26 protein-coding genes are annotated in these 25,623 nt (G+C 58.0%); 16 read left to right on the forward strand and 10 right to left on the reverse strand.

Annotation, left to right across the window (positions count from 1 at the left end):
* Positions 1–17: 17 nt before the first annotated feature.
* Positions 18–983, forward strand: coding sequence for an NADP-dependent oxidoreductase (locus CRD13_RS02830; RefSeq protein WP_239660055.1), 966 nt, complete (start codon positions 18–20; stop codon positions 981–983).
* Positions 984–996: 13 nt separating this feature from the next.
* Here CRD13_RS02830 and CRD13_RS02835 read toward each other — a convergent pair whose 3' ends face one another.
* From CRD13_RS02835 to CRD13_RS02865, 7 genes are all read right to left on the reverse strand, one after another.
* Complete coding sequence (locus CRD13_RS02835) at positions 997–1,518, reverse strand: hypothetical protein (RefSeq protein WP_187401237.1); 522 nt, start codon at positions 1,516–1,518, stop codon at positions 997–999.
* Positions 1,515–1,847 (reverse strand): hypothetical protein, encoded by a 333-nt coding sequence (locus tag CRD13_RS02840; RefSeq protein ID WP_049193624.1) that lies wholly within the window; start codon positions 1,845–1,847, stop codon positions 1,515–1,517. Before CRD13_RS02840 ends, CRD13_RS02835 begins: the two co-directional genes overlap by 4 nt.
* Positions 1,848–1,924: 77 nt before the next feature.
* Positions 1,925–2,617 carry a metal-dependent transcriptional regulator gene (locus CRD13_RS02845; protein WP_049172669.1) on the reverse strand — a complete coding sequence of 231 codons (693 nt, stop codon included), beginning with the start codon at positions 2,615–2,617 and terminating at the stop codon, positions 1,925–1,927.
* 3 nt (positions 2,618–2,620) lie between these two features.
* Positions 2,621–3,439 carry a metal ABC transporter permease gene (locus CRD13_RS02850; protein ID WP_016422354.1) on the reverse strand — a complete coding sequence of 273 codons (819 nt, stop codon included), beginning with the start codon at positions 3,437–3,439 and terminating at the stop codon, positions 2,621–2,623.
* Positions 3,432–4,262, reverse strand: coding sequence for a metal ABC transporter permease (locus tag CRD13_RS02855; RefSeq protein WP_070549457.1), 831 nt, complete (start codon positions 4,260–4,262; stop codon positions 3,432–3,434). Before CRD13_RS02855 ends, CRD13_RS02850 begins: the two co-directional genes overlap by 8 nt.
* Positions 4,252–4,920, reverse strand: coding sequence for a metal ABC transporter ATP-binding protein (locus tag CRD13_RS02860; protein WP_070549455.1), 669 nt, complete (start codon positions 4,918–4,920; stop codon positions 4,252–4,254). The genes CRD13_RS02855 and CRD13_RS02860 overlap by 11 nt, the downstream gene beginning before the upstream one ends.
* Positions 4,921–4,943: 23 nt before the next feature.
* Positions 4,944–6,074, reverse strand: a complete 1,131-nt coding sequence (locus tag CRD13_RS02865; protein ID WP_016422351.1) for a metal ABC transporter substrate-binding protein — start codon at positions 6,072–6,074, stop codon at positions 4,944–4,946.
* 274 nt (positions 6,075–6,348) lie between these two features.
* Here CRD13_RS02865 and arsC point away from each other — a divergent pair, with 274 nt between their 5' ends.
* From arsC to CRD13_RS02905, 8 genes are all read left to right on the forward strand, one after another.
* Positions 6,349–6,693: an arsenate reductase (glutaredoxin) gene (gene arsC / locus CRD13_RS02870; protein ID WP_049189324.1), complete on the forward strand. Its 345-nt coding sequence runs from the start codon at positions 6,349–6,351 to the stop codon at positions 6,691–6,693.
* A 197-nt stretch (positions 6,694–6,890) separates the two neighbouring features.
* Positions 6,891–8,288, forward strand: coding sequence for an MFS transporter (locus CRD13_RS02875; RefSeq protein WP_070866557.1), 1,398 nt, complete (start codon positions 6,891–6,893; stop codon positions 8,286–8,288).
* Positions 8,289–8,430: 142 nt separating this feature from the next.
* Positions 8,431–8,598: an antitoxin gene (locus tag CRD13_RS02880; RefSeq protein WP_080969535.1), complete on the forward strand. Its 168-nt coding sequence runs from the start codon at positions 8,431–8,433 to the stop codon at positions 8,596–8,598.
* Between the two features lie 141 nt (positions 8,599–8,739).
* A complete protein-coding gene (locus tag CRD13_RS02885; protein ID WP_246839546.1) occupies positions 8,740–9,837 on the forward strand; it encodes an iron ABC transporter permease in 1,098 nt (365 codons plus the stop codon).
* The gene (locus CRD13_RS02890) at positions 9,834–10,694 is read left to right on the forward strand and encodes an ABC transporter ATP-binding protein (protein ID WP_070866555.1); all 861 of its coding nucleotides are present in this window, start codon (positions 9,834–9,836) and stop codon (positions 10,692–10,694) included. Before CRD13_RS02885 ends, CRD13_RS02890 begins: the two co-directional genes overlap by 4 nt.
* Positions 10,695–10,778: 84 nt before the next feature.
* Positions 10,779–11,804, forward strand: a complete 1,026-nt coding sequence (locus CRD13_RS02895; protein ID WP_070866554.1) for an ABC transporter substrate-binding protein — start codon at positions 10,779–10,781, stop codon at positions 11,802–11,804.
* 117 nt (positions 11,805–11,921) lie between these two features.
* Positions 11,922–13,640: an ABC transporter ATP-binding protein gene (locus tag CRD13_RS02900; RefSeq protein ID WP_246839545.1), complete on the forward strand. Its 1,719-nt coding sequence runs from the start codon at positions 11,922–11,924 to the stop codon at positions 13,638–13,640.
* 1 nt (position 13,641) lies between these two features.
* Complete coding sequence (locus CRD13_RS02905; RefSeq protein WP_070429479.1) at positions 13,642–15,468, forward strand: amino acid ABC transporter ATP-binding/permease protein; 1,827 nt, start codon at positions 13,642–13,644, stop codon at positions 15,466–15,468.
* Between the two features lie 46 nt (positions 15,469–15,514).
* Here CRD13_RS02905 and CRD13_RS02910 read toward each other — a convergent pair whose 3' ends face one another.
* Entirely contained in the window at positions 15,515–16,810 is a 1,296-nt protein-coding gene (locus tag CRD13_RS02910) for an alpha/beta fold hydrolase (RefSeq protein WP_070866552.1), read from the reverse strand.
* 15 nt (positions 16,811–16,825) lie between these two features.
* Positions 16,826–17,920, reverse strand: coding sequence for a trimeric intracellular cation channel family protein (locus CRD13_RS02915; RefSeq protein ID WP_070866551.1), 1,095 nt, complete (start codon positions 17,918–17,920; stop codon positions 16,826–16,828).
* A 57-nt stretch (positions 17,921–17,977) separates the two neighbouring features.
* Here CRD13_RS02915 and CRD13_RS02920 point away from each other — a divergent pair, with 57 nt between their 5' ends.
* Positions 17,978–18,574: an HD domain-containing protein gene (locus CRD13_RS02920; protein WP_070866550.1), complete on the forward strand. Its 597-nt coding sequence runs from the start codon at positions 17,978–17,980 to the stop codon at positions 18,572–18,574.
* 170 nt (positions 18,575–18,744) lie between these two features.
* The gene (locus tag CRD13_RS02925; protein ID WP_016422338.1) at positions 18,745–19,779 is read left to right on the forward strand and encodes an NADP-dependent oxidoreductase; all 1,035 of its coding nucleotides are present in this window, start codon (positions 18,745–18,747) and stop codon (positions 19,777–19,779) included.
* Here CRD13_RS02925 and CRD13_RS02930 read toward each other — a convergent pair.
* On the reverse strand, positions 19,776–21,095 hold the full coding sequence (locus CRD13_RS02930) for an MFS transporter (RefSeq protein WP_246839544.1): 1,320 nt from the start codon (positions 21,093–21,095) through the stop codon (positions 19,776–19,778). The genes CRD13_RS02925 and CRD13_RS02930 overlap by 4 nt on opposite strands.
* Before the next feature lie 142 nt (positions 21,096–21,237).
* On the opposite strand from CRD13_RS02930, the gene CRD13_RS02935 reads away from it, so the two are divergent.
* The 5 genes from CRD13_RS02935 (at position 21,238) to nagB (ending at position 25,601) form a co-directional block, all read left to right on the forward strand.
* Positions 21,238–22,977 (forward strand): ABC-ATPase domain-containing protein, encoded by a 1,740-nt coding sequence (locus CRD13_RS02935; protein WP_070605501.1) that lies wholly within the window; start codon positions 21,238–21,240, stop codon positions 22,975–22,977.
* 115 nt (positions 22,978–23,092) lie between these two features.
* Positions 23,093–23,881, forward strand: a complete 789-nt coding sequence (locus CRD13_RS02940; RefSeq protein WP_049172640.1) for a MerR family transcriptional regulator — start codon at positions 23,093–23,095, stop codon at positions 23,879–23,881.
* A gap of 65 nt (positions 23,882–23,946) precedes the next feature.
* Positions 23,947–24,261, forward strand: a complete 315-nt coding sequence (locus tag CRD13_RS02945) for a cupin (RefSeq protein ID WP_049193606.1) — start codon at positions 23,947–23,949, stop codon at positions 24,259–24,261.
* An 81-nt stretch (positions 24,262–24,342) separates the two neighbouring features.
* Complete coding sequence (locus CRD13_RS02950; RefSeq protein WP_049172637.1) at positions 24,343–24,654, forward strand: hypothetical protein; 312 nt, start codon at positions 24,343–24,345, stop codon at positions 24,652–24,654.
* Positions 24,655–24,815: 161 nt separating this feature from the next.
* Entirely contained in the window at positions 24,816–25,601 is a 786-nt protein-coding gene (gene nagB, locus CRD13_RS02955) for a glucosamine-6-phosphate deaminase (protein ID WP_049172635.1), read from the forward strand.
* Positions 25,602–25,623: the final 22 nt, after the last annotated feature.

Raw genomic sequence — 25,623 nt, forward strand, 5'->3', positions numbered from 1 at the left:
GGACTACAGTGATGGACATGGCAGCAAATTCAGGCAACGCATACGCAATGATCATCAATCGCTTTGGCGACCCCGATGAGTTCACGCAGGTTTCCCGCACCCCTGCGGAGCCCGGTCCCGGCGAAATCCTGGTCAAAACCACAGCCATCGGCGCGAATCCGCTGGATTACAAGATGCGCGATGGCTCTTCCGGTCTGTGCGCAAAGTTCACCCCTCCGGCCGTCCTCGGACGCGAAGCCGCGGGCGAAGTCGTTGCCGTCGGCGAAGGTGTGGACAACTTCCACCCCGGCGACCGAGTCTTCGGCATGCGCGGCTTCGACGACTTCCGCGGCACCTACGCAACACACAACGTCTTCCCCGCCGACGGTGTGGTTCGAACACCCGATTCGCTTGACGACGTAACCGCTGCGGGCCTTGCCCTAGTGGGAATCACGGCGACCGTGGCTGTCGATCAGCTAGCAAAGGTGAAAGGCGGTGACACTGTACTCATTCATGGTGCCGGTGGTGGCGTGGGCCAGCTGATGACGCAGCTGGCGGTTGCCCGTGGCGCAACTGTGTTGGCGAGTGCGTCGTCACGCCATCATGAAAAACTAGTGGGCTTTGGCGCGCAGCATATTGATTACACAGCGGAAGATGTATTCGAGGCTGTGCGCCGGCGGTTCCCCGAGGGCGTAGATGTTGTGCTCGATGGCGTGTACTTCGACACTTTCCTCCCCTCGCTGGATGTGTTGGCATCGGATGGTCGGATTGTGGCGCTACCTTCACTGGCCGATCTGGCACCGGCGAAGGAACGTGGCATTGAGGCGCACATTCCGGCTATTTCGAATGACACGACTATTTACGCCGACCTGGCCGACCGCGTGGTTGCCGGTGAGATTTCACTTCCTATCGGCCTGACTAAGAATCTCACCGAGGTCGCGGAGGTCCACCGAGTATTGGAAGACGGGCACGCTGACGGCAAGATTGTGATGACCGTCGAGTAAACCAGGTGCGTTACTACAGCTCGCGACGAGCGTTTTGATACGTCTTCGTCAGCGAGCACCACAGCTCGTCGGCATCAGAGATGGCTTCCACCAGCTCCCGGTTAGTCATAGTTTCGCGCTGCTCGCGCAGTCGGTTGTTTAGCTTTCGAGCACGAGAGAGCTCACCGCGTAGCTCGATGAGCTCCGGCGTAGCCTCACCGGAGGCAAATACATCCTTGTAGATGGTGCCGACACCCATTGTGGTGTTCACATTGTCCCAGGCAGTAAGGATTGCGGTGAGCTGGTACTCGGTGTCCATGGCAATCTGCTGCAGCTCCGCGTGATTACGCTCGGCGAGCTCGTGCGCCTCAGCACTGCGGCGCACACCGGCCCAAGCCTGGTATGCGATGAGGATCGCAAGCACCAAACCCGCCACTGGCAATGCATATTGCAGAATCCACAGCGTGACACCGAAGAGCTGAATAATCAGGCCGAAGAAGAAAAATACGACAATGACCGTCGCGCACCCGTTGTCGGAGCCTGAGCGTTTACTCACCGCGGCGTCACCTCCGCCGCAGCATTCAAAATCGCATCGGCCCCCAGGTGGCTGGCGTAGCCAAGTCCAATGGCTGCTGCCAAAAGGAGTATTGCCAGCAGCGTATAGACGATTGCCTCTTTGACAGTGCTAGTAACCGCAATGCGCTGCTCTTCGTAGTCAACCAGGGCACGCATGTCTTTGGTCGAGGCATTCAAGCGACGTTCGAGGTCAACCATGTGTTCCTGCTGCTCGGCGCGTGAGATAGCGATGGCATTCAACGGCACATCAACACTCTCGACACTGGCATATGCCTGCCGACGAGCACTCTTCACGCTGTCGAACGACACTGACGGTGCGGGTGGCACTTTCGTCGGCCCAGTGAGATTCCGCGACACCTTATAGTAAGAGCGCGCTGCGGCTCTCGTCAGTTGGTTGTTGGAGTCGCCTTGATTGCCCATAGTGCCGAGTCTGCCACATGAATTTTCTTTGGCTCGTTATCGCCCACCTCATCGATGATGGCGAAGACATGCATACCTGCATATGGTGCGGCTTCGGCTCGGAGCACGGTCCCCGGGCCTACCCCTGATGTAGCCAAATAGCGCAGCAATTCAGGATCGGAGTCGTTAATACGATCGACTACCACCATCGCGCCAGCTTCGATATCCGTCAGGTCAGTGCGCACTGCGCTGGCGATGGTACCGCTGGCGCTGGGAATTGGATCGCCATGCGGATCGCGCTCAGGGAATCCCAGCATTGCATCAATGCGACTAATGAAATCATCCGAGACCGCATGCTCAAGCTTTTCAGCTTCCTCGTGAACCTCATCCCAGGTGTATCCCAGAGTCGAGACCAAGAAGCTTTCAATAAGCCGGTGGCGACGCACCATGATCAGCGCAATATCCCGCCCACGGTCCGACAGGCTAATGCCCCGGTACGGCTCGTGGTTGACAAGTCCACGTGCAGCTAGCTTCTTCACAGCTTCGCTGGCGGTGGGCTTCTTTTCACCCATCCGCTCAGCGACGTCGCCTAGTGCCACTTTTTCACCGGTGCGCTCGTGCAAATCCCAAATGACCTTGAGGTAGTCCTGGGTCTTTGCTGGTAAATCCTCCACGTGCATTCTTTAAACTCTAGCGTTATTGCGTGTTGCCGCAATCTTGAGGGGGACATAGAAACAACCGGCGCACACGCCAATACAGCCACCAACTGACAAGTTCGCCGCCACCGCAATGAATAGCCCCACCAGGCCAATCGCGATACCCATCAATGGTGCTAACACGAATAGCAAACGGGTATCGTTCACTACCCCAACCAGCGCAGCTGCCGGGGCAGCCAACAGCGCGATGGATAAAATCGTGCCGACAGCCGGAATCAGCGCCACCAGAGTCAACACAATCAGCCCGCTGATGACCAACTGTGCTCTTCTCCTCGAATGCGCGACCCCGAAAGACTCCGGATCGAATGTGAAGTAAATCAGCTGGCGCCACCGAGCCACCAGCACCAACGCCACCAGCAGCAAGAGGCCACCGGACAGCACAATATCAATCTTGTTCACGTTAAGTACGCTGCCGACCAGGAAGCTTTCTACCTTCACCGGCAACGGGGCGAACCACTTGTTCAGAAAGTAGCCCAGCGCGAACCCGAATGTCAGCACAATTCCCGCCGCCGAGGACGTCGTCCCCACCTTCGACAGACCGAACAGGGCCCCAATCGGAATGCACATCAGAAATGCCCCGATAAAGAGGAACACCGAAATCCACGAGTGGCTCAGGCCGAGCGCTGCCGCAATAACAACGCCCACCACCGCACCGGGAAAAGTCGCATGTGTAATCGCTTCTGCGAAGAACACTTGTTTGCCCAGCACCGCGAGTACCCCCACCACGCCGGCCAATGCGCCGACCAATATCAGCTCGATGATTGGCAAAATCAGGATGCTAGACACGGTCGCCTCCCATCACGCCGCGCAGTCCCAGTGCCACGAAATACAGTCCCACCGAGGTCAGCGCGACGACTGCCTGAGGCGACACCGGCCCCAAAGGCACCAGTGCCAAACCAACGATTCCGCTGAGACAGCCCACTGCAATCGCAATCGGCACCATCACATGCACTCGGCGAGTCAGCAGTCTCGCCGCCGCTCCCGGCACGACCAGATATCCGACTACCAGCAACACTCCCACTGCGCTTGCCGACGACACCACCACCGCAGCAATCGCCGCGTTAATGGTGAGGTCGATGCCCCACACATTGACGCCTGCGGCTTTGGCACCGAAGCGATCAAAGGCAACAAACACCTGCTGGCGCCAGGTCACTGCGATAAGAACCAAGGCGATGGCACAGACAATTAGGGCGCTGGTGAGACGGGAGTCGGTGACTTCCAGCAGTCGCCCGAACATGAGCGCTTCCAGCTGTCCTGACTGATCACCTTTCTTCAGCGAGAGGATCACGCCAATGGAAAAGAAGCTGGTCAGTACGACTGCCACTCCGGCTTCCGACATGTGCGAGCGCGATACCAAGGTCAGTGCTACTGCCACTACCACCGCAAATGCCGCGGCCACCGGGATAATCATGTCGATGCCGCCGAATACGGCACCGGCCACAATTCCGGGAAAAATCGAATGCACCATGGCCTCGGCATTGAACTCGAGACCACGAAGGTTCACGATGACACCGACCAGGCCAGAGACCGCCCCGAGGGCAATCAGCAGCACTAGTGGCCTGAACATGAAAGGCGCGATCCCAAGCGCATTCGCAAGCTCAGTCCACATAGGCTGGCACCAACTTCGAGGTCGCACCAAAAGCCGGCTGTTCTGCCACGATTAATGTGTTTTCGCAGGTCTCTTCAGCAAGCACGAGATCATGAGTGGCCGCAATGATCGCCGTGCCATTTTCCTTCAGTTCGTTGAGGAGATTCAGCAGCATGGCCCGATTTTCAGTGTCGAGGCCGTTGAACGGCTCGTCGAGAAGCACAAGTTGCGGACGTGCGACGATGGCGCGCGCCAACAGGACGCGTTGCTGCTGACCACCGGAGAGGTTGCCGAAACGATCAACGGTGCGGTCGGCAAGTCCGACTTTGGCTAGCGCTGCGTGGATGCGTTCTTTGCGGTGTCCAAGCGGTTGGAAGGGGCGCAGTTCGCGCAGAACTCCCATGGCGACGACATCGAAAGCCGTGACCGGAAAAGTGCGATCGAGGTCTGCCGACTGCGGGACGTAGGACACGATCTTCGCGTTATTGTGCATCTCACCAGCGAGAAGACGAGTCCCGCCTAGGATTCCGCGCAGCACAGTCGTTTTTCCAGAGCCATTGGCGCCGATGAGTGCAAGCCCGGTACCCGGCGCGACATTGGCGGTGATGTGATTGACGATGGGTACCGCCGTGTAGCCGAATGAGGCATCGCGGAGCGTGACTATGGGGTCAGCTGACATGGGGTTAGCTAAGCGGTTACGGCTCACTTGATGCCCTCTGGCAGCGGCGCGACAGTTCCGTCCCATGCCGTCACAACCTGAGTGACGTTGTGGATGATGGAACCGATGTAGGTCTCGCCGGCACTGCCAGCCGGACCAAGGGAGTCGCCGTAGAGTGCGTCCTCACCAACGATGGCCTTGACACCTGCGGCCTTGGCGATCGCCTCAATTGATTTCGAGTTGTTCGAGTTCTCCGCAAACAGCGCGGTTGCACCCGAGTCCTTCACGGTCTTTGCCGCCTCGGCGATATGCGCGGCCGTGGCATCCTGCTGCTCGTTGAAATCAGACAGCGCTGCGCCGATGAAGTTGATATTGAACTCGTGGGAGAAGTATCCAAAGGCATCGTGGCTGGTAAACAGCACAGGGTCCGACACGGTGGCGATGGACTTATTTGCCCACTCATCCAGCTGATTCAGCTTCTCCTGGTAGGCCGCAACGTGGTCGGCGATGGTGGACTTCAGCTCATTGTCGCCACGTTCCTCAGCGACCTGTTCCAGGGCATAGCCGATATTGGCAACCTGGATCTTGGCGTTCTTCGGTGAGGTCCATACATGCGGATCGAAGCGGAATTCCGCCTCCTCACCGGGTTCTTCCGGCGGGAATGGCCATGGGGCGACATCAATCTTTTCCACCCCTCGGTCGATGGTGTAGTTACCATTCTTCGCCTTCTCTGGTGGCAGTGGCTTTGTTTTGTCCGTGTCCTTGGCTGCCTTCATGGCATCTACGTCACCTGCAGTGAGAACGCCACTGGTTACTGCCATCGTTCCGGAAAAGCCCGAGGACTCAATCGCCTGATCCAGGAAGTGCTCCAGGTCAACGCCGTTGACGAACAAGAGATCGGCGTTACCAGTCTTGGTCAGCTGCTCGTGGGTCATTTCCAGCTCATGTGCTGTTGCATTCGGCGCCAACAGGCAGGTCAAATCAACTGCATCGATGTCCAGTTGCTTCACGTAATCACAAATCTGCGTCGTGGAAGCCACGACGTTGATTGGGTTCTCGCCGCTGGCTCCCTCACTGCCATCGCCACACGCTGCAAGGCCGGCGCCCGCTAGCAAGATCGAAAGGCCCGCACACATGGACTTAGCTGATCGCGAAAGTTTTCCGGAAATTGTCATGTTGGTGTCCGCTCTTGATTATTTGTTATTGCTTTGCGACGGCTACGCTGACCGGCCGCTTCAGTAAATCTGGTCACCTTAGGGGCGGTTGGGGCGCACTTCGCCGTTCATCTATCACGTGTGAGAGTAAACCTAACGACAACTATTTTCAACCTATTGAACTTAAGTGTTTTTGGCGTTACATTTTTAAAGATAAACAGTGAACAGGATCTAACCGCAGGCGGTTTCACCACAGCGCTAACCTTCACACCACAACATCAGCCATGATGGAGACATGGAAGCGAAGATTTACCACAACCCCCGCTGCTCAAAGTCCCGCCAAGCTCTCGCCGTACTACGCGAGGCCGGAATCGAGCCGGAGATCATCAAGTACCTAGACACTCCTCCAACCAAGACCGAGCTGCGCTCGCTAATCGAGGCGGCCGGCCTGAGCGTCATCGATGCCGTGCGCACCAAGGAAGCAGAGTTCAAGGAACTGGGACTCTCCAAGGACTCCAGCGACGAGGAACTGCTGGACGCAATGGTCACACACCCACGCCTGATTGAGCGCCCGTTTGTCGTCACCAATAAGGGGGTAAGGATGGCTCGCCCCACCGAGGCCATTAATGACATTCTCTAGGCAGTGGCAAGCATTAATTGCTTTTACGCCAACCCCTCTCAAAGACCTCCAAGGCCGGGAGGTTAATGCCCCGTTAATAGAGACTGAAGTCTCTGTAAACTCAACGCTGAAACGATAAAGCTCCCCGCCTGCTGCCCTAACCACCCGCACAGGTCGCATTAGAGGCAACGGCGGCCTTCAGCGAAAGGACTGTCATTATGAGCAGTCAGAGGCTCGGCTGGCTCAGCGCACCCGGCCCAGCAGCTCCCCTCCCCGAGGAAAAAATTGCCCCGACCTACCGAACCTGGCGATTCAACGTGTTCATGGGCATCTTCATCGGCTACGCGGGCTTCTACCTCATCAGAAATAACATCCCCCTGGTGTCCGCCGTACTGGAAAAGCACGACCTACTTGGCGCAGCCGGAATCGGCATCGTAGCCAATGCAGTTCTGTTCTCCTACGGCCTATCCAAATTCTTCATGGCCATGCTCTCCGACAGAGCCAATGCCAGGTACTTCCTCCCGCTTGGCCTAGCACTGTCCGCGGTCGTAAACCTCTTTGTTGCGTTCGTCCCAGCCATCAGCGCCTCTGTTGCAATATTCGCGACAGTCATGTTCATCAATGGTTGGTTCCAAGGCATGGGCTGGCCGCCCTCTGGACGAGTTGTCGTCCACTGGTTCTCGACATCCGAGCGTGGCACTTTGATGTCGATCTGGAACACTGCCCACAATGTCGGCGCCGCCGTCGGCGGTGCTCTGGCAGCCTGGGGCTTGCATTCGTTCGCCACTTCCGACGCCGACTGGACTCCCGCATTCTGGCTACCGGCAATTGTCGCGCTCGTGATTGCCGCCATCGCATTCCTGCTGATTCGAGACAACCCGCAATCCATGGGCCTGCCTCCGGTAGAGGAATACCGGAACGACCCGGACAAGGTCGAAGGAACTAATGACGAGGCACAAGAACCCTGGTTCACAATCGTCAAGAACCACGTTCTTACCAATCCGGTTATCGTCATGCTGGCGCTGGCCAATGTGTTCGTCTACGCACTCCGTTACGGAGTTCTTAACTGGATTCCGATTTACTTGACAAACGAATTGCACAAGACCAACGTCACGGGCGGAATCATCGGATTCATGCTCTACGAAGGCGCAGCAATTGTTGGCACCCTGCTGTGTGGATGGGTCTCCGACAAGGTCTTCAAGGGTTGGCGCTCAGGCGCCGGCATGCTCTTCCTGATTGGCACCGGCATCACCATTTTCGCATATTGGCAGCTACCCGCCACGGCACCATTGTGGATGTTCTACGTGCTCATCTCCCTGATCGGCGCACTCATTTACGGTCCAATCATGCTCATCGGACTGCAGGCCATCGACCTCTCGCCTAAGTATGTTGCGGGAACCGCAGCTGGTTTCACTGGATTGTTTGGATACCTTCTCGGCGCAACACTCGCCTCGACTGGTGTCGGCCTCTTGATCGACTTCGCAGGCTGGAATGTTACATTCGCAACCCTCATTGGCGTTGTCGCTATAGCGTTTGTCCTCATGATGTTCGTCGGCAAGTACGAGCGCGATGTCATGCACAAGGCAGATGAAGCCCGCACCAAAACAGCTCAATAACTGTCGGTCACGGTGTTGCTAGTCGAATATCAACTTCACTCCGTGGGGCCAATACGGTCGCAAGGTCGCCAATTCATCGGTACACTCTATGTCACAAACGAAAAAACGCGAGTAGACATTACGAATGGAAGGAGACTTCACCATGGGACTTATGGACAAGGCCAAGGAAGCACTGAGCAACGAAGAGAACACCGATAAGGTTCTGGACAAGGCTGAGCAGCTGGGCAAGGAGAAGCTCGGCGAGGACAAGGCCGACCAGATCAAGAAGGCTCGCGACATGGCAGACGAGCGCCTGGGCGACGAGAAGTAAGCTACAGAGCTTTTCACCCCGCATTAGCACCCCACTTTCACAGGGGAGCTGGTGCGGGGTTTTGCTGTCCTTAGGAGATCCCACAGGACCGCTGACACGCCTTTATTGACAATTATTTTCACATTGTCCATCATTAGCCACGTGAAAACTATTGTCGATAGAGCTTCTCTTCCGCGTACTCGAAACCAAAAACTTCGAGCCCGGCTCTTCGGCTTTCTGTTTTTCCTGGCCGTCCCCGCCACAATCCTCCTGGCAATCTCCATCGGCCCCGCGGGAACAGGTTTCAGCAACGGCATCGTCGCACTGCTCACCCCGCTCATCAATACGCTTTCCGACGACCTCCCAGCTCTCAACCACCTCCTGCCAGAGATATCCCCTGCCACGCAATCACTTGTCTGGAGCATCCGGCTGCCCCGTGTCCTGTTGGCGGGGCTGGTCGGTGCCTCGCTCGCTGTCGCAGGCGCAACCATGCAGGCAGTCTTTCGCAATCCACTGGCGGAACCCGGTGTTACCGGTGTCTCCTCCGGTGCAGCAGTGGTAGCCGTTATTCTCATCGTCACTGGCGTGGCCGCGAAAGCGCCGTGGGTCCTCTCGGCAGGCGCATTCATAGGCGCGTTGCTGGCTGTCATATTTGTCCAGATCGTCGCCGGTCTCAATGGCGGCAGTGGAGCCACCCTGTTGCTCGTCGGCATTGCGCTCAATGCGTTCCTCGGCGCAGTCATCGCCGCCACCATCGCGAACGCGCCACACAGCGATGACGCACAACAGGCCATGTTCTGGCTCAACGGCGATTTAACTGCTGCCAATTGGCAGGACATTGCGCTGGCAGTCGGCCCCATTACCGTCGGCACGGTTATCCTGATGATGCTCATTCCCGAACTCAACCTGCTCCTCCTCGGCGAAGAACAGGCCGCTGCCACTGGTATGCGCACAGTCTGGATCCGGCAACTGCTACTCGCCCTGGCTGCTTTAGTCACGGCAGCGGGCGTCGCTGTCACTGGCGTTATTTCCTTTGTCGGATTGGTCGTCCCGCACCTGATTCGCCTTGCCATCGGCCCCGATCACCGCAGCCTGCTGCCCATTTCTATGTGCCTCGGCGCAGTATTTCTCATTCTCGCCGACCTCGTCGCCCGCAGTCTCTTTTCCCCAGTTGCTCTGCAAACTGGCACAGTCACCGCGTTCCTTGGCGCACCTGCGCTACTCGCGTTGATTCTTCGGCAAGGTGGTCGCCAGTCATGAGTCAGCAGACGCAAAATCTCACCGACCACGTCACTAAGCCAGACACCGACAGCACCGCGCTGCTGCGGGCTACCGATCTCAGTGTCGGTTACCGCAATCGGACCGTCGTAAGTGGCGTGAACCTTGCTATTCGACCTGGCGAAGTCCAAGGCATCATCGGCTCCAACGGCACCGGAAAATCCTCCTTGCTCCGTGCTATGGCTGGCATTGTGACACCGAGTTCGGGGCAGGTTGAGCTCCTCGGCGCGCCGCTGACGAAGCTTCGTGCCCACGAACGCGCCACTCGATTGGCGTACCTGCCGCAGCACACACCGGCCGATGCTGCTATTGACGTTCGAACTGTCGTGGCACTCGGCAGGTACGCGCACCACCGTCGGCGTGACCGTTTCCGCAGCTCACTAAACTCCACGGACCACGACATCGTCGCCTACGCTCTCGACCGCGTCGGTGTCACCGCACTCGCCGACCGCCCTATCACAGCTCTGTCCGGCGGGCAGCGGCAATTGGTGTTCATCGCAAAGCTATTGGCACAACAGGCCAAGGTCATGCTTTTCGACGAACCCACTGCGGCCTTGGACATCGGGTTTCAGCTGGAAATCCTCGAGCTCCTCGGCGAGCTTGCCGACGAAGGCCACGGTATCGGAGTCGTCCTTCATGACCTCAACCTCGCGGCCCGCAGCTGCCACCGGCTCAGTGTGATTCACAACGGCGGATTGGAAGTCACTGGTTCCGCCGAAGAAGTGCTGACGCCTCCCCGAATAGATGCGATTTATCGCATCTCCAGCGCTGTCGATACGGATCCGCATACCGGTTCGGTGCGAGTGACGGCGTTGGCTCGGGCTCGCCCGGCTGACTGATTGCGGCTAACTGATTCCAGCTAGCGATAACGCAACCGAAAACTTTCCCAACAATCAAAACTCAACATTCAAGGAAGTACTTTCGTGTTTTCACCAACTTCTCCTATCTCTGCCTTGAAGCGAAACTCTAAAAAGGCCTTCACTCTGCCGTTGATTGCAGCGCTCCCACTCGCTGCGGTGGTCGCCTGTTCTTCTTCGGAGGAGGCGTCGCAGCAGCCGTCGTCAAGCGAAACTTCGACAAACCAGCAGGCGCAGTGGCCGCGGACTGTGACAGTCGGCGACCATGACGTCATGGTGCAGAGTCAGCCGAAGCGCATCGTTGCACTGTCGACCGAAGTTGCGGATCTGGCGTTGGAACTGGTTGGGCCAGAGCGTGTCGTCGCGGTGACGAAGAACGCGCTCGATGAGACCTCTGGTAATCAGGTTGAGCTGGCGCGTAAGGTGCCTAATGCAATTGCCAACTCCACGAAGCCGGATCCGGAGCAGATTCTGTCCTATGAGCCGGACATGGTGTTGATGACCAGCCGCCATGATCAGGAGCAGTCGGCAAGTGAGCTGCTGGGTGCCAGCGATGTTCCGACCGCGGCGTTTGCCAGCAGTGATTTCGCCTCGCCGAAGGCGCTGGCAGAGTCGGTGACCAAACTCGGCAAGTTGCTCGGAGCCGAAGATAAGGCGGCTGAAATGGTTGCCAAGATTGAATCGGAAACCGAAGAGATTCTCTCGGAAATTGACTCCACAACTAAGCCAAAGACGCTGGTCCTGTTTGCCCGCGGTGGTCAGAAGATGATTATGGGCATGCAGTCGGCGACGACGAATCTCGTTGAGCTGGCCGGTGGCGAGCCGATTTCGCCAAAGGGCAAGCGCCCGGGTGCCGTTCCCGCTGATCCGGAAACAATTGTGCAGCTGAATCCGGATGTCATTTTGATTCAGGATTTCCACGGCCAGGGCAAGGCTCCATTCCAGGAGTTGCTGGATAATCCGGCGCTTGCCGACGTCGCTGCGGTCAAGAATGATCGAGTGCAACTGATTGATGCGAAGACGACCTCTGGCACCGCCGGAATGCACATGCCCGATGGACTGCGTGAGATCGCTGACGCACTGGCTAAATAGAAAATAGGTTTTCACGTCGCTATGTGGATTCATGAAGCACTGACTTCCCCACCCCGCCGAATGCACTGGGTTTTGTTATCCAGCTGGGGGCGCAGCTTTTTCTTCGCTCTCAGTGCCGTGTCTCTTGGACACGCGCTCGATGCTCTCAGCAGTTTGTACGGCGGTGTCGCAGACACCAGTGGCGGCAATTGGTTTGGGGATTGGGGGCTTTATGAATCCCTGTCCGCTGCAATTGTGGCGGTCATTTTGGGAAGCCTCTGTGCTTATGTCACCGAGGCATTGCCACCACGGCTTGCTGGCGAGCAGGAAAAGCTGTGGCGCTCACATGTGGTTGGCAGTGTGCTGAAGCCGGAGTTTTCCGCTCCTGAACAAGCCCCGAAGCACGCGCATGGAAGAGGGCACGGTGGCGGGAAATCCGGTCACTCACACCGAAGCGCGTCCAACACTGGCGAAGGCCTACTCTTCGATGCCGCGACCACAAGCGTCGAACAGACCGCGAACTACCGAGCGACATTTCTCGCTCCCACGTTGGCCTCGTTTAGTGCTCCACTGATCATTTTGGCGGTCTGGGCTTTGTGGGTGGATACGAAAACCGCCTTGTGGCTGGCACTATTTTTCATTTCCACGCCGCTGATCATTATTGGTGCGGGAAAGATTCTGCGGAAATCCAATGCGACGTATCGCCGAAAGCAAGCGAAGGCCACGCATGCCTACTTGGAGATGCTCGAAGGGCTGGGAACATTCAAAGTTCTTGGAGCAATTGATCGAGTCATGGCACGTTTTGCCAGCCAAACTCGCACTGCGATGTCTGAGCTCACCGCCCTACTCGCCCGCAATCAGCTGATGATTATTGTCAACGACGCGGTTTTTGGTATTGCAATGTCGACGACCGCAATCGGTCTTGTCTTGCTGCGTTTGCAGGCAGATGCAATCAGCGTGGGCACGGCCCTCGCAGGTGTTTTCCTATCCGTTCTGCTCTACGAGCCCGTCAATCGCGTCGGCCGCACTTTCTACATCGGACTCGGCGGGCGCACGCATCGAAACGGAATAGTGGAGGTATTCGGTGAGCCTGCCGCTAAAGCGTTCACAACCGGAACAGCGCATTCCGCCAAAGCCTCCGCACCGCACGCACCGGAGATTTCCCTCCGCGATGTGAGCGTTGACATCGGCGAAAAGCGCATTCTCTCCGATATCAACCTGACAATTCCAGCCGGCAGCAGAGTCGGCATCGTTGGCCCCAGCGGTTCCGGAAAGAGCACACTCCTGCGTGTACTCGCAGGCCTACAGCCGCATTCCGGGGAAGTCTGCCTTGACGGCGACGCGCTTTCGACCCCGGAGTTGCTCGCCAACTCGCTGCTCATCTCCCAGCAGCCAGCCATTTTCGGCACCACCGTCGCGGACAATCTTCGCATCGCATGCCCGGACGCAACGGCCGTCGATATGCGAAAAGCACTTCGCGACGTGCACTTACTCGCTGAAATCGAGCAGCGCCCTGGTGGTCTCGATTCGGAGGTCGGCGATCAGGGCAATTGGCTCTCAGGCGGGCAACGACGCCGCCTGGCCATTGCGCGTGGTCTGCTCGGCGCCGCTCCGATTGTGCTTCTCGACGAGCCGACAGCGGACATCGATCGTCGGACGGAAGGTCTCATCAAGGAGTCCTTGACCCGCCTTGCTGAAGGACGAACGAGCATCATGGTCGCTCACCGCATGGAAGCGCTATCGGACGTTGATCTGGTCATTGTCGTCGCCGAAGGCCGGATCGTGGCTGCGGGCAAACCCGACCAACTGAGCACAAGCAATGAGTATTACGCACGAGCGCTGACCGAGGAGAGCTGACATGAACAACATCATCTGGTTGCTGCGCTTTTCCGCACAGGCTCGCGGAGCGCTCAGTGCATCTATCCTCGCACGCGTGGCTGGGCACATTCTGGGTGCATTGATGCTGGCTGTGCCCGCCTGGGCAATTGCCACAATTGCGCTGTCGAAGTGGGACGCAACCGACTCGTCGCAAAGCTTGAGCATGCAGTGGACGTGGGCGGTCATTGGCGTGGTTGCAGGGCTGGCGCTGTTGAAAGCGATTCTGCGGTATGTCGAGCAGTACCTCGGGCATCTGGCTGCGTTTCGGCTGCTCGGCGAGCTGCGGCTGTGGATCGTCGAGCGTCTTATCCCGCAGGCGCCCGCGGTAACCGATGGGCTGGGTACTGCCAGGATTCACACAATTGCGATTCGTGATGTTGACCGAGTGGAAGTCTTCTTCGCGCACACAATTGCGCCCGCGGTGACGGCCGTACTGATTCCGCTGATGGCGGTCGTGACAGCGGCATCGACTGCCGGAGCCCTGCCTGCGATTGCTCTGACGCTGACCTTCGCGGTTGGCTTTGTGATTGCGCTCGCAGGCTCTAAGAAGGCGACGACGGAGGCTTCCGCAACGAACTCCACACGCACGGACATTGCGCAGTACATTGCCGATACGCTGCGCCTTCGGGAGGAAATCCTCATCTACGGCGCAGCCGAGCAGCGGCTGCGGGGATTGCGTGAGCTCGATGAACAGCTTGCTCAGAAAATGCGTGCAGGCGGCAAGCGGGCTGGACTGCGCTCTGGCGCGACCGGACTTCGGATTTGGGGTGGCAGCATTGCCGTCTTTTGTGCTGGTATCCCGGCGCTTTCAGCCGACTACCGTATGCTCCCTGCTGTTTTGGTGACGACGTCCCTGGTGGCGGGAACTGCTTCATCAATGGATTCGATCGAGCGCCTGGCATCTTCTCTGCCAGCGGGACTCAATGCAGTCACTCGGATCAGGGAGCTGGCCGCGCAGCCGCCGACTGTGGAAGAGCCGAAGCAGCCGGAGTCGCTGGACCTGCACCACGCGCAGACCGCGAGGGCCAACTCCGGCGACTCAGTCCCTGCCCTCGAACTGAGCGATGTCAGCTACCGCTACCCTGGCGCCGATAACCCTGCACTGACCAAGATCAATCTGCGCATTGCCTCAGGCCAGTTCATCGGTGTGGTCGGCCCAACTGGTTCGGGCAAGTCCACACTCTCCCGGCTAATCCAGCGGCATGTCGATCCGGATGTCGGCGAGGTCATCATCAATGGCCACAATGCCCGTGACCTCGGCTCAACCAATGTCTGCCGAACGGTTGTTGTCGCAGATCAGAATCCCTTTCTCATGGAGGCCACCATCGCTGAGAATCTATGTCTCGGCGCGCCTGATGGCTGCGAGGTTCCCGAATCACTGATGCACTGGGCGCTCGAACTCGCCGCCATCAACCCTGCTGAGATGCCGCTGGACAGGCCCATTGGCCGCCGCGCGCAGCGGCTCAGCGGTGGTCAGCGTCAACGTCTGGCGCTGGCCCGCACCTACTTACGCGCGGTACTAGCCGACGGCACTAAGCCCAATGACCTCGCTGCACACCTCGCCGGAAAGATTGTTATTTTCGACGAAGCCACCAGCCACCAGGATCCACTGACGCAGGCTCGTATCGTAGACAATGCCCGCGCATGTGGAGCGACCTGCATCTTTATTGCGCACCGACTTCAGACACTGGCCGAGGCCGATGACATCCTGGTCATCGAAAACGGCCAGCTCATCGAACGCGGCACGTATGACAACCTCCTCAACGCAGACGGCGCATTTGCTCGACTTGCGCGCGCCGAGGTCTAGGCTCGGTCTAGCTCTCTGCGCTAAGACTCAGCGCTCGAATACTCGTCTAGTGATCCTCGACGAGCTCGCGGAGCCGGGCAAAGATTGCCGCACCATCGTGGCGAATGCCGTCATGCTGGAATGCATTGGTCACATGTGGCCGCAGGTCCCGGTAGCAGTTGGCTGTCTCCATGGAGTACTCGAACGGCACGAAAATATCGTCGAGGTAAACCGCGGCTGCCGAGGTCGGGGCGTCGGCAAGCAAGCGTGCGGAATCATACGGCGAGCTTTCCCAGGTGTGCTGCGCAAATGCTTCCGCCTTTTCCTTGAAAGGAACGAGCGCGGGGTCCTCGTCGAATTGCCAGGGGAAAACGTGCTCACCGGTGAGATAAAACGGCTTGTCTCCTGCAGGATTGGCTTTTTCTTCAAAACCTGGGATTTCCTCGCGAATACGGTGAGCTGCCCAATTAGTTGTGGGCTGGTTCCCGACGCCACCATAAATGGATTCATGAATCGCGGCGTATAGCGGACCGTCGGCGAAACTCACGCGGGTCCCTACATCGGCCAGAAAATCGGTGCGCAATTGCTTTTCGCCATTGCGAATGTGGAATGGCTCTTCCAACAAATACGCCAGATTGTGGAATCCATCTCCGCGGCCTAATTCAATTCCGATGGTGCGGAATCGGCGAGAACTCAGTCGCTCACCGGTGGGGAGAGTTTCTGCAGATTGCTCGAGGTGCGCGCAGATTTCTCGAATTCGGTTTTCGGCCCACGGATACTCGCGATAAAAACGCTCGTGACGGGTGCGCAGCTTCGCATACGTCGTACGATAAAGGTCGTCAGCACCACGGTCCAGAACAGGTAAACCGCCTGTGAGATAAGCGTGCTCCACGGATTCCGGATAGCGGCTGAGATACGAAGTAATACAAAACCCGCCAAAGGACTGGCCATACAGTGACCATTTGGCAATGCCCAAATGCTTTCGCAATGCTTCCGCGTCTTCGACGATGTATTCCTGACGCAATTGGGCAAGCCGCTCGGCCGGAACATCTGCAATATTGGCCGCATCAATTCGATGCGAGCGCCCAGTGCCGCGCTGATCCAGCAGGATGACGCGGAATTCCTTCAGCGCCTCACCGATTACTCCGCTGGCACCTACCGGACGCGGTGCCGGAAATCCCGGGCCGCCCTGCAAATAGACAATTGCCGGCGCATCCTCATTTCCTGGCGCATAGATTTCCCTGGCGAAAAGCTCAAATGTCGCGGCATTCGCAGCTTCGGTAAAAGGATCCCAGGGCACCTCAACGGTGTGTTCCTTAATAATGTACCCAAAATGCCTGCTTGCAGTACTCGTCGATGCCATGTCTCTGCCGCTCCTCTAATCCCGCTGCTCGTATTTCTTCATCAGCTTTGCGACGAGTAAATCGGTCGCCTCATCGTCCGCAAGAATTTGATCCAACATCTCCCGGTATTCCCGCTGCCGCAGTGCCGTATCTTCTCCGTAGTCATCATAGGAATCACCGGATAGGTCCACACCGAAATCGGATTCGTCGCTGTCATCCTGCACTGTCTCCTGCTGCGCCGTCGGCATGTGCAGATCCGCTGGGAAGTCCGCATTGAACTCCTCCAGGAATTCCTCCGCGTTGGCCTCGGCGTCGGAACGCGACACTCCCCTATCAACCTCAGCCTGAATGCGACGCTGCAGCGCTTTTTCCATCTGTCGGTGACGCCAGCTGCGGAGGCGTGCGGGCTCGAAACGTCGACCAACCTCGCGGCTCTTGCCCTCTGCTCGACGTGCGAGGACCGCAATCTGCGCCGCGGTGTCGTTCAGTGGCGCCCACTCCGAGTGTGCCGACACTCGCCAATTACCCCAGTACCCCAGCAGCGAAAGCAGGATGCTGACGATAGGACCAATGACCATGGACACGGCCATAAAATCCAGATGGTGACCTCCAATGACAATGATTGCGCAGGCCACTGCGGGGATGACCGTAGGCTGATTGCCACCGAACACAGCGGGCACGCGTCCGGTAACAATGTCACGAATCATGGAACCGCCAGTGGCGGTGAAAACGCCCATCATGATGCACGGCAGGATGGGCAAGCCATACGTGACACCTTTGACCGTTCCCGTCGCGGCCCAGAGCCCCGAGACCACGGCGTCACCGTGGACCTGGACATATTCCCAGGTCTTACCTTTGAAATAGAAAAATCGCGCGATAAGTGCACCGGTGAATGCCAGGATTAGGTACTCCGGCTGACTCATGGCGGCGACAGTGCCCTGGTTGATCAGAACGTCGCGAATCATGCCGCCACCCAGTGCGGAAAACAGCGCAATAAAGAAGAACCCGATGATGTCGTAGCCTCGTTGCCGGGCGATGGTGCCACCGATGATGCCCATGAGCAGGACACCGCTGACATCGGACCACTGGTACATCGACTCAATGAGCGGATCTACTTCTGCGACGTTCATGATGTTCAAGCTTAGACGCTGCTATTTTTCAAGCATCAACGAAAGGTCGGGATACCCATGGAAAACGCTAACCCCTTTGCTTCGACACGCCCCAGTGGCAGGCTCATGCGCGGCATCGCAACTGCTTCCCGCGCGCACGATGGGCACTACCGAAAGGGATCTGGCGTTCCCTATATCAGCCATCCAATGGCGGTGATGTTGATTGCGGCGAGCGTGACTAACGACGAAGACGTGCTGTTGGCAGCCCTCTTCCACGACATTTTGGAAGACGTGCCGGAAAACTACTCACGTGCCGAGATGAAAGATGAGTTCGGGCTTCGAGTAGTTGAGATTGTCGAGGGTGTCACCAAAAATTCTTCCTTGCCCTCCTGGCAGGAGCGTGCCGATGCCTACCTGGAGCAACTTTCTCGTGGCAGCGCGGAGTCAATCATCGTGGCCGCCGCGGATAAGTTCCACAATCTCAGCCAAACTCTGGAGGATTTGGACCGCAATGGCCACGCCCTGTGGAAACGCTTTCGTTCAACTCCGAGCCAGCAATTGTGGTGGTACACGAATGTCCGCAACGTAGTAGCCGAACGACTGCCCGACATGCCTCTGTTGGACGACTTGGACGTTCTAATTGAGCGACTCGATTCCTGGGTACAGGAGACTTAACCTGCGATTTCCCAATCGCTTTAAACTATAAAAACATATCCAGGCATAGCCCGGAGCACTCAAGCGACGGTACAGTGGCAGCCTACGTGGCTCAGATATTGATGCCGTTATTGATGCCGCGCGACAATAAATCCGAAATTAAGTCCAGGAATACGCAAGAGGAGAAAACATTGACTTCCACTGATGCATCGTCCACAACCGAACTGCCCACTACCACTCAGCAGTGGGTTCTGGCTTCCCGCCCGACTGGCCTGCCGACTGACGAGAATTTCCGCCTCGAGACCGTCGATTTGCCAGAGCTTAACGACGGCGACATTTTGGTAGCCAACTCGGTCGCTACCGTCGATCCCTACATGCGTGGCCGTATGAACGACACCAAGTCGTACGTTCCTCCTTTTCAGCTTGACCAGCCAATGACTGGCGGCGCTGTGGGCACTGTCCTTGCGTCCAAGTCGGATAAGTTCCAGGTTGGCGACGCTGTCCGCCACTCTTATGGCTGGCAGACCAATGCTGTTATTGCCGATTCCGAGGCAACACCGGTTGACCTGAACGTTGCACCGGCTGCTGCCTACCTGGGCATCCTTGGTCTTACTGGCCTTACTGCTTACGTTGGCCTGACTGCTGTCGGAGAGATGAAGGAAGGCGACGTCGTCTTTATCTCTGGCGCTGCTGGTGCGGTCGGCTCGGCTGCTGGTCAGTTTGCCAAGCAGATGGGCGCATCCCGTGTCATTGGTTCCGCCGGCTCGGACGAAAAGGTTGAGCGCCTACTCGAACTCGGCTTTGATGCCGCCTTCAACTACAACGACGGCCCGGTTGCAGAACAGCTGGCACAGGCAGCGCCGGAGGGCATCGACTTCTACTTCGACAACGTCGGTGGCGACCATCTCGAGGCAGCCATCGGCGCGATGCGCACCTTTGGCCGTGTCGCTATGTGTGGCGCAATCTCCCAGTACAACAACACTGGAGCTCCGACCGGACCACGTAACTTGGCTCTAGCGATTGGCAAGTGCATTACTCTGCGCGGCTTCGTCTTGGGAAAGTACCTGCACCTGGCAGGTGAATTCCAGGAGCGAATGGCTCCGCTCGTGGTCAGTGGCAAGGTCGCCTACGATGTCACCACTCGTCACGGCATCGAGAACATGCCAGCTGCATTCCTCGAGCTGTTTAGCGGAGGCAATACCGGCAAGATGGTCGTAGAGTTCTAAATAACTGTCTTGTGGGGCGCCGAGACTTCCTTCAGCCTGCTCGACATAGCGACACCGACCAGTCCCATCAGCGCCAGGAAGATCAAAGCTGCCGCGGGACCGAAGCTAGCGATAACACCTGACAACGCACCGACGATGAGCAGGACAACGCCCATGATGGTGTTGGCCGCTCCGACGTACTCGGTGCGCTTGTCTCCTTCTGCCATGTCAACGACATAGGTCGACCGAGCCACGCGAACACCGGCGTGGACGACCGACATTGCGAAGAAGCCGAGTGGGAAAATCCAGGCATTGGTGCTGGTGGAAAGCCAGTGTGAACTGGCGACCAGCAGGAAAAGCACAATCGAACCGACCAGCGAAGAGTAGGTCAGGACCTTCTTCGAGGATTTATCAGACCAGATTCCGGCGACTTTTCCGCCAATGAGCGACGCGAACCCGGCGGCGAGCATGAAGATGCCGACGTTTGCGCTCACTCCCCCGCCACTACCGTCAGAGGCTTCCAGGTCAGCACCCACCTGTGCACTTAGCGTGACGATGAACGACGTGGATAGTGCTGTGACCAGCAACAAGCTACGGACAATCACGAAGTCACGGAAGTTCTTATCCTCCGCAAATAGCCGCCAGGTGTCCTGCCACCAGGTTTTATTCGGCTCGTCCTTGTCATCTTCATTGGTGGGCTCGACAATTCCGCGGAAGATCAAAACCGCTGCCACCCACGACAGCGCCGCAACAAAGATGAGCCCCGCCACGATTGGTTTGGTGACGTTGTCGCGGATGATCCACAACACCGCACCAACGATAATTGCGGCGACACCGCCCAACATCGCAGCTCGGCCGCTGATCTGCCCGCGCTGCCCCTTCGGAATCGTGCGTCCCTGAACATCCTTCGAGGCCATCGAGCACAGGGCTCGTGCCGTCGCAAAGCCTGCAAGTGCAATGATGACAGCGACGCCGAGCGCGGTGCCTTCCAGGAACAATGCCGCCAGACCAATCAGCACCGCCGCGATGGCTTGCCCCAAAGCACCAGCGATCCAGACGGTTGTGCGGCGCGGGCGAGACTTTACCCACGGTGTCAGCGCTGCCTGCGGAAGCATCGAACCAGACTCACGCACCGGCACAAGCATGGCGATGAAGAAGCCCGGCGCTCCAGCCGAATGAAGTAACCATGGCAACAGCGTCTTTGCCGCAACGATTTGATCGCCGATATTCTGCAAACCGTGCGCCCAAACGTAGCGCTTGGCGTTGGCGCTGGCGTGTTTTTGCACCGACTCTGGGTTCTCCCCTGCGGGTTTGGCAGCTTCCGAGCTATCAGTCATACCTTTTACGCTACCTGCCTGTAGCAACGGCGCTACCGCACGTGGCTGTCTGCCCAGGCCAGTCAAAGACCGAATCGCGCTTGTCCCCTCAGCCACTACACTCGCGGGAAGAACATCTAACAGCTTCAACGAAAGTAGAAATATGCCCGCTGACCTTTATCGGCGTCTCTCCAACCTCGATGGCAAGAGCTACGGTGCATACAAATCTTTGCGTGGCTCCCACGACCTGCCGGATCTGGACGCGACGCTGTTTATCGACAAGGTCCAATCCGACCCCTATGCCCCGGCATCACGGGCACGCGTCCATATTCCGCTGTCCGTACTGGACTATCGCGGCGCCTCCCGGTCACAGCCCGGCAGGTTCAGCACGGCGGAGCTCGATTTGCTGAACCGCCGTCTCGTGCGCGCTTTGAAGAAGTATGGTCGCGGGCTATTCATTGATTCTCCAGGTCAGCAGGTCTTGCGCCGAGCAGCTGTCGCTGAGCTCCGTGCGGATGCGCACGACGTCGATAAGCATGGCGATGCCCTACAGATCAGCCTAGAAATCCAACTGCCCGCCCGCGGCCGACGCATTCTCGGGCGTGAGGCGGCGCGCTTGATCTGTGAGGATCTGTTTGACGCGCTTGACGACGCCATCGTGAACGCACCCATCGATGCGCTCGAGGCAGCCGCGGAATTGGAGTATGACCAGCTCTTTTTGCGCCGTGCAGTGGCGGACGCGGACCTGATTGGGTTTGTGGCAGACAGTGCGGTGTTGCCTCGTCAGGCGGGCAATAGCCAGCTTCCGAAGCCCGGCGCGACTGCGTTTACCTCGCCGGAATCGCTGCAGCACAGTTTTCAGCTGCCGTCGGGCAAAACCGTGCACGGCATGGGTATTCCGCGGGGCGTGACGTTGATTGTTGGTGGCGGTTATCACGGCAAGTCCACGTTGTTGTCTTCCCTGGTCACGGGTGTTTATAACCATGTCGCTGGCGATGGCCGCGAGTTTGTAGTCGCCGACGAGACTGCGGTTGCGCTGCGTGCCGAGGACGGCCGAGCCATCACTGGTGTGGATATCTCGCCGTTTATCAACGGCCTTCCCTCCGGTGATGACACGACTCGATTTTCCACCGCGAATGCATCGGGGTCGACGTCGCAAGCTGCGGGCCTGATGGAGGCGCTAGGTTCCGGTGCGCGAGTGCTGCTCATCGATGAGGACACCTCCGCGACCAACTTTATGATTCGCGATGAGCGCATGCGCCGCCTCATCCCCGATGACCGCGAGCCGATTACTCCACTGGTCGCACGGGTCCGCGAGCTCTGGGAAAACCACGGAATCTCCACGGTCATCGTCGCTGGTGGTTCTGGTGCATTCATCGATGTCGCGGACACCGTGATTGCTATGGATGCGTACACGCCTTACGACGTCACCAAGCGCGCCCGTGAGCTCCGCGAATCGGCTACTCCGGCCGAGCCTTCGCCTGCTTTTGCGCAGATCGGTGAGCGTTTTCTGCAGGCTGACTTCCCCGCCGGTGGTGGCCGTGGTGGGCATGGCGGCCGCGGCGGCGGTCGCGGTGGGCGCGGTGGCGGTGCGAAACCACCTAAGCCACCGCGTGCTCGTGGTCTAGAGCTGATTCAGGTGGGCAAGGACAATCTTGATTTGCGCGCTGTCAGCCAATTGATGGACTCCTCCCAAACAGAAGCAATTGCCCGGATTCTGGGCGCCGTCGTAAAGCAGCTCGATGGGCGTACTGACCTCACCGACCTAATCCAGCGCGAGTACGACAACTTTTGTCATTCACTCTTCGATGTGACAGCTGAGTTCACCAACTCTGGTCATCTGGCCGAGCCTCGCGTCCAGGAGGTCGCAGCGGCAATCAATCGGCTTCGGCTCTTGCGGTAGAGCCTCGAAGATTGGCGGACCCCGGCCCCGCTCCCTCCCCTGCGGCTGCCCCAGCTAACTTCCTCGACGGATTTCGGCGTCAGGTCTTGACCTTGACGCGGCGTCAAACAGAAAGATGATTCCCGTGAGCAACAACGACAACGAGTACACCATCGGCGAGGCAGCCGAGCTCCTGGGCGTTACCACACGCACGCTGAGGCATTGGGATGCCATCGGACTACTCAGCCCGCAGTATCGCACGTGGTCCGATTACCGCCTCTACACCGATGAGGACATCGACACCGCGCTGGAGATTCTGGTCTACCGCGCCGCCGGTGTGCCGTTGAAGACTATCGAGGAGTTCATCCACGGCGATTCCTCCCCGAGAAGTCGGAAAGATCGTTTACTCGCACAGCGAACTGTTCTCACCGAGAAGATCGCTGACCTGCACCACATGGTGCAGTCCTTGGACAAACTGATTGAGGAAGGAAATACCATGAAAGCAAAGACGAAAGCGGAGCTCTTGGGCCGCGACTGGCAGAATCTAGAAGCCGAAGCTGAGGAGCGCTGGGGCGACACCACTGAGTGGGAGCAGTCTCAGCAGGCTCAGGAAAAGATGAAGGACAGCGACTGGGCCGAGCTTGAAGCAGAGGCTAAGGATTTTGCCGATGCGCTTGCCGACGCCGCCGAGCGCCACGTCGAGCCCGGTTCCGCTGAGGCGGCCGAGCTAGTTGACCGTCACTTGGCCTCTATTACTCGCTTCTACGAGGCTGGTCGAGAAAAGCAGATTCTGTTGGCTCGCATGTACGTCGCTGATTCCCGGTTTGATCGGTACTACCGCGGCAATGCTGGCTACCTGCTGGAGCTGATTGAAGCTCAGGCCCGTAAGGAAGGCATTGACCCGGCAACTGCCGAGTGGCGGTAAATACAGGGAAGCAGCCGTTCAGCCCGGCCTTCCCATCCGGGACTGAATCGGCATAGAATTGCCTCATGAAATTCATCGAAGCCGCAGACTTCACCGCTGATCGCCCGTGGGGCGCACTGGATGTGGTCACTATGACTGGAGCCACAAGCGTTCGGCTCCACTGGAGCGATCAGCCATACAAGTGGCACATCAATGATGGCGAAGAGGTCTTTGTGGTTGTCGACGGAGCCGTCGATATGCACTACCGCGATGCGGGAGAGGAATGCGTACGCACATTAACGCCTGGCACTATCTGTTTCGCAGAAGCCGGCGACGAACATGTCGCGCACCCGCAGGGCGAGGCGCGCATGCTTGTCATTGAAAAAGAAGGCTCAGTCTAGCCCACAGCAACAGCAGCTGACAGTGCACACTTCGGCATCTCCATAACTCCGTCATATCCCCGACTCGGGAAGGAATTAACCATGAAATTCTCTCGCTCTATCGCCGCTGTCGCCATCGGTGCCGCTACTGTGCTGGGCGCTGTTGCTGCCTCTCCAGCTGTCGCACAGGCTATTGGTTGCCCCTTTGCACCAGTGCACAAGTATGAAGAACACCGTTTCTCCGGTTCTTCGACTTCAGCAGATGCTTTCAAGGTTTGGTTTAACGGTGGCGTCTACATTGAACCAATCGTCGAAACGCTGGATTTGGTTGAGCTTCAGGTTAACGACACCCAGGTCGCTCACGCTGGCGACATCATCTACAAGGATGAAGACGGCAACTTCTGGGTGAAGTAGCCTACGCAGGAAAAACAGGGCTCAATTACAGGTCTCACCCCGTGGCAGATTAACCTCATCTGAATAGGGCTATAGCGCTTAGCGTTGTGGAGTCACTGGTACTCTGTCTCGCACCTTTTGCAATTTCTGCCACGAGCCCTCGTTTTCAGGAGTGTTCCACCATGGAAATCATCATCGTCGATTCTGAGGCCGAAGTCGCGAGCATCGCTTCGGACTACCTCGCTCACTACGCCAACAAAGGTGGAAACCTCGGTGTAGCGACAGGATCGACTCCGCTTGCGACGTATCGGGAACTGATTCGTCGCCATCGGGCTGGTGAAGTCACTTTTAAGGACTGCAGTTTCTTCGCACTCGACGAATACGTGGGACTGCCCATCGAGCATGAGCAGAGCTACTACCACGTGATTCACAATGAGTTTTCCGATCACGTGGATGTTGACCCGGCGAGGGTCCATATTCCCGATGGCCTCGCGGACGATATCGGCGCGGCCTGCGAGGATTACGAGCGAAAGATTATCGAGGCCGGCGGCATTGACATTCAGTTGCTGGGCATCGGCACCAATGGGCATGTTGGTTTTAACGAGCCCGCCAGCTCTTTTGGCTCTCTGACTCGCATTAAGACGCTGCACCCGCAGACCGTGCTGGATAACGCCCGCTTCTTCGACTCCGCGGACGATGTGCCGTACCACGTGGTCACCCAGGGGCTTGGCACCATTTCACGTGCGGGGCACCTCCTGCTGCTGGCCACCGGCACCGCAAAGGCGCACGCTATTGCCGCATCCATCGAGGGCCCACTGAGCGCGTCGATGCCTGCGTCCGTATTGCAGCTGCACCCACGGGCCACGGTTGTCATTGACCAGGCCGCAGCCAGTGAGCTGAAGAACAAGGAATACTACGAGTTCACCTACGCCCATAAGCCGCAGTGGCAGAAGGATATGTGGAAGTAGGCCCCGGCCCTCCCCGGCCCCT

The organism is Corynebacterium sp. LK26 (assembly GCF_014335085.1).
GTDB classification, from domain to species: Bacteria; Actinomycetota; Actinomycetes; order Mycobacteriales; family Mycobacteriaceae; genus Corynebacterium; species Corynebacterium jeikeium_D.

Coding starts and splice junctions, on each gene's coding strand:
- CRD13_RS02865 (WP_016422351.1), bottom strand. CDS start 6,074: ATGACAATTTCCGGAAAACTTTCGCGATCAGCTAAGTCCATGTGTGCG.
- CRD13_RS02915 (WP_070866551.1), bottom strand. CDS start 17,920: ATGAACGTCGCAGAAGTAGATCCGCTCATTGAGTCGATGTACCAGTGG.
- CRD13_RS02830 (WP_239660055.1), top strand. CDS start 18: ATGGCAGCAAATTCAGGCAACGCATACGCAATGATCATCAATCGCTTT.
- CRD13_RS02845 (WP_049172669.1), bottom strand. CDS start 2,617: ATGCACGTGGAGGATTTACCAGCAAAGACCCAGGACTACCTCAAGGTC.
- nagB (WP_049172635.1), top strand. CDS start 24,816: ATGGAAATCATCATCGTCGATTCTGAGGCCGAAGTCGCGAGCATCGCT.
- CRD13_RS02880 (WP_080969535.1), top strand. CDS start 8,431: ATGGGACTTATGGACAAGGCCAAGGAAGCACTGAGCAACGAAGAGAAC.
- arsC (WP_049189324.1), top strand. CDS start 6,349: ATGGAAGCGAAGATTTACCACAACCCCCGCTGCTCAAAGTCCCGCCAA.
- CRD13_RS02935 (WP_070605501.1), top strand. CDS start 21,238: ATGCCCGCTGACCTTTATCGGCGTCTCTCCAACCTCGATGGCAAGAGC.
- CRD13_RS02905 (WP_070429479.1), top strand. CDS start 13,642: ATGAACAACATCATCTGGTTGCTGCGCTTTTCCGCACAGGCTCGCGGA.
- CRD13_RS02920 (WP_070866550.1), top strand. CDS start 17,978: ATGGAAAACGCTAACCCCTTTGCTTCGACACGCCCCAGTGGCAGGCTC.
- CRD13_RS02940 (WP_049172640.1), top strand. CDS start 23,093: ATGATTCCCGTGAGCAACAACGACAACGAGTACACCATCGGCGAGGCA.
- CRD13_RS02890 (WP_070866555.1), top strand. CDS start 9,834: ATGAGTCAGCAGACGCAAAATCTCACCGACCACGTCACTAAGCCAGAC.
- CRD13_RS02910 (WP_070866552.1), bottom strand. CDS start 16,810: ATGGCATCGACGAGTACTGCAAGCAGGCATTTTGGGTACATTATTAAG.
- CRD13_RS02860 (WP_070549455.1), bottom strand. CDS start 4,920: ATGTCAGCTGACCCCATAGTCACGCTCCGCGATGCCTCATTCGGCTAC.
- CRD13_RS02945 (WP_049193606.1), top strand. CDS start 23,947: ATGAAATTCATCGAAGCCGCAGACTTCACCGCTGATCGCCCGTGGGGC.
- CRD13_RS02930 (WP_246839544.1), bottom strand. CDS start 21,095: ATGACTGATAGCTCGGAAGCTGCCAAACCCGCAGGGGAGAACCCAGAG.
- CRD13_RS02875 (WP_070866557.1), top strand. CDS start 6,891: ATGAGCAGTCAGAGGCTCGGCTGGCTCAGCGCACCCGGCCCAGCAGCT.
- CRD13_RS02855 (WP_070549457.1), bottom strand. CDS start 4,262: ATGTGGACTGAGCTTGCGAATGCGCTTGGGATCGCGCCTTTCATGTTC.
- CRD13_RS02950 (WP_049172637.1), top strand. CDS start 24,343: ATGAAATTCTCTCGCTCTATCGCCGCTGTCGCCATCGGTGCCGCTACT.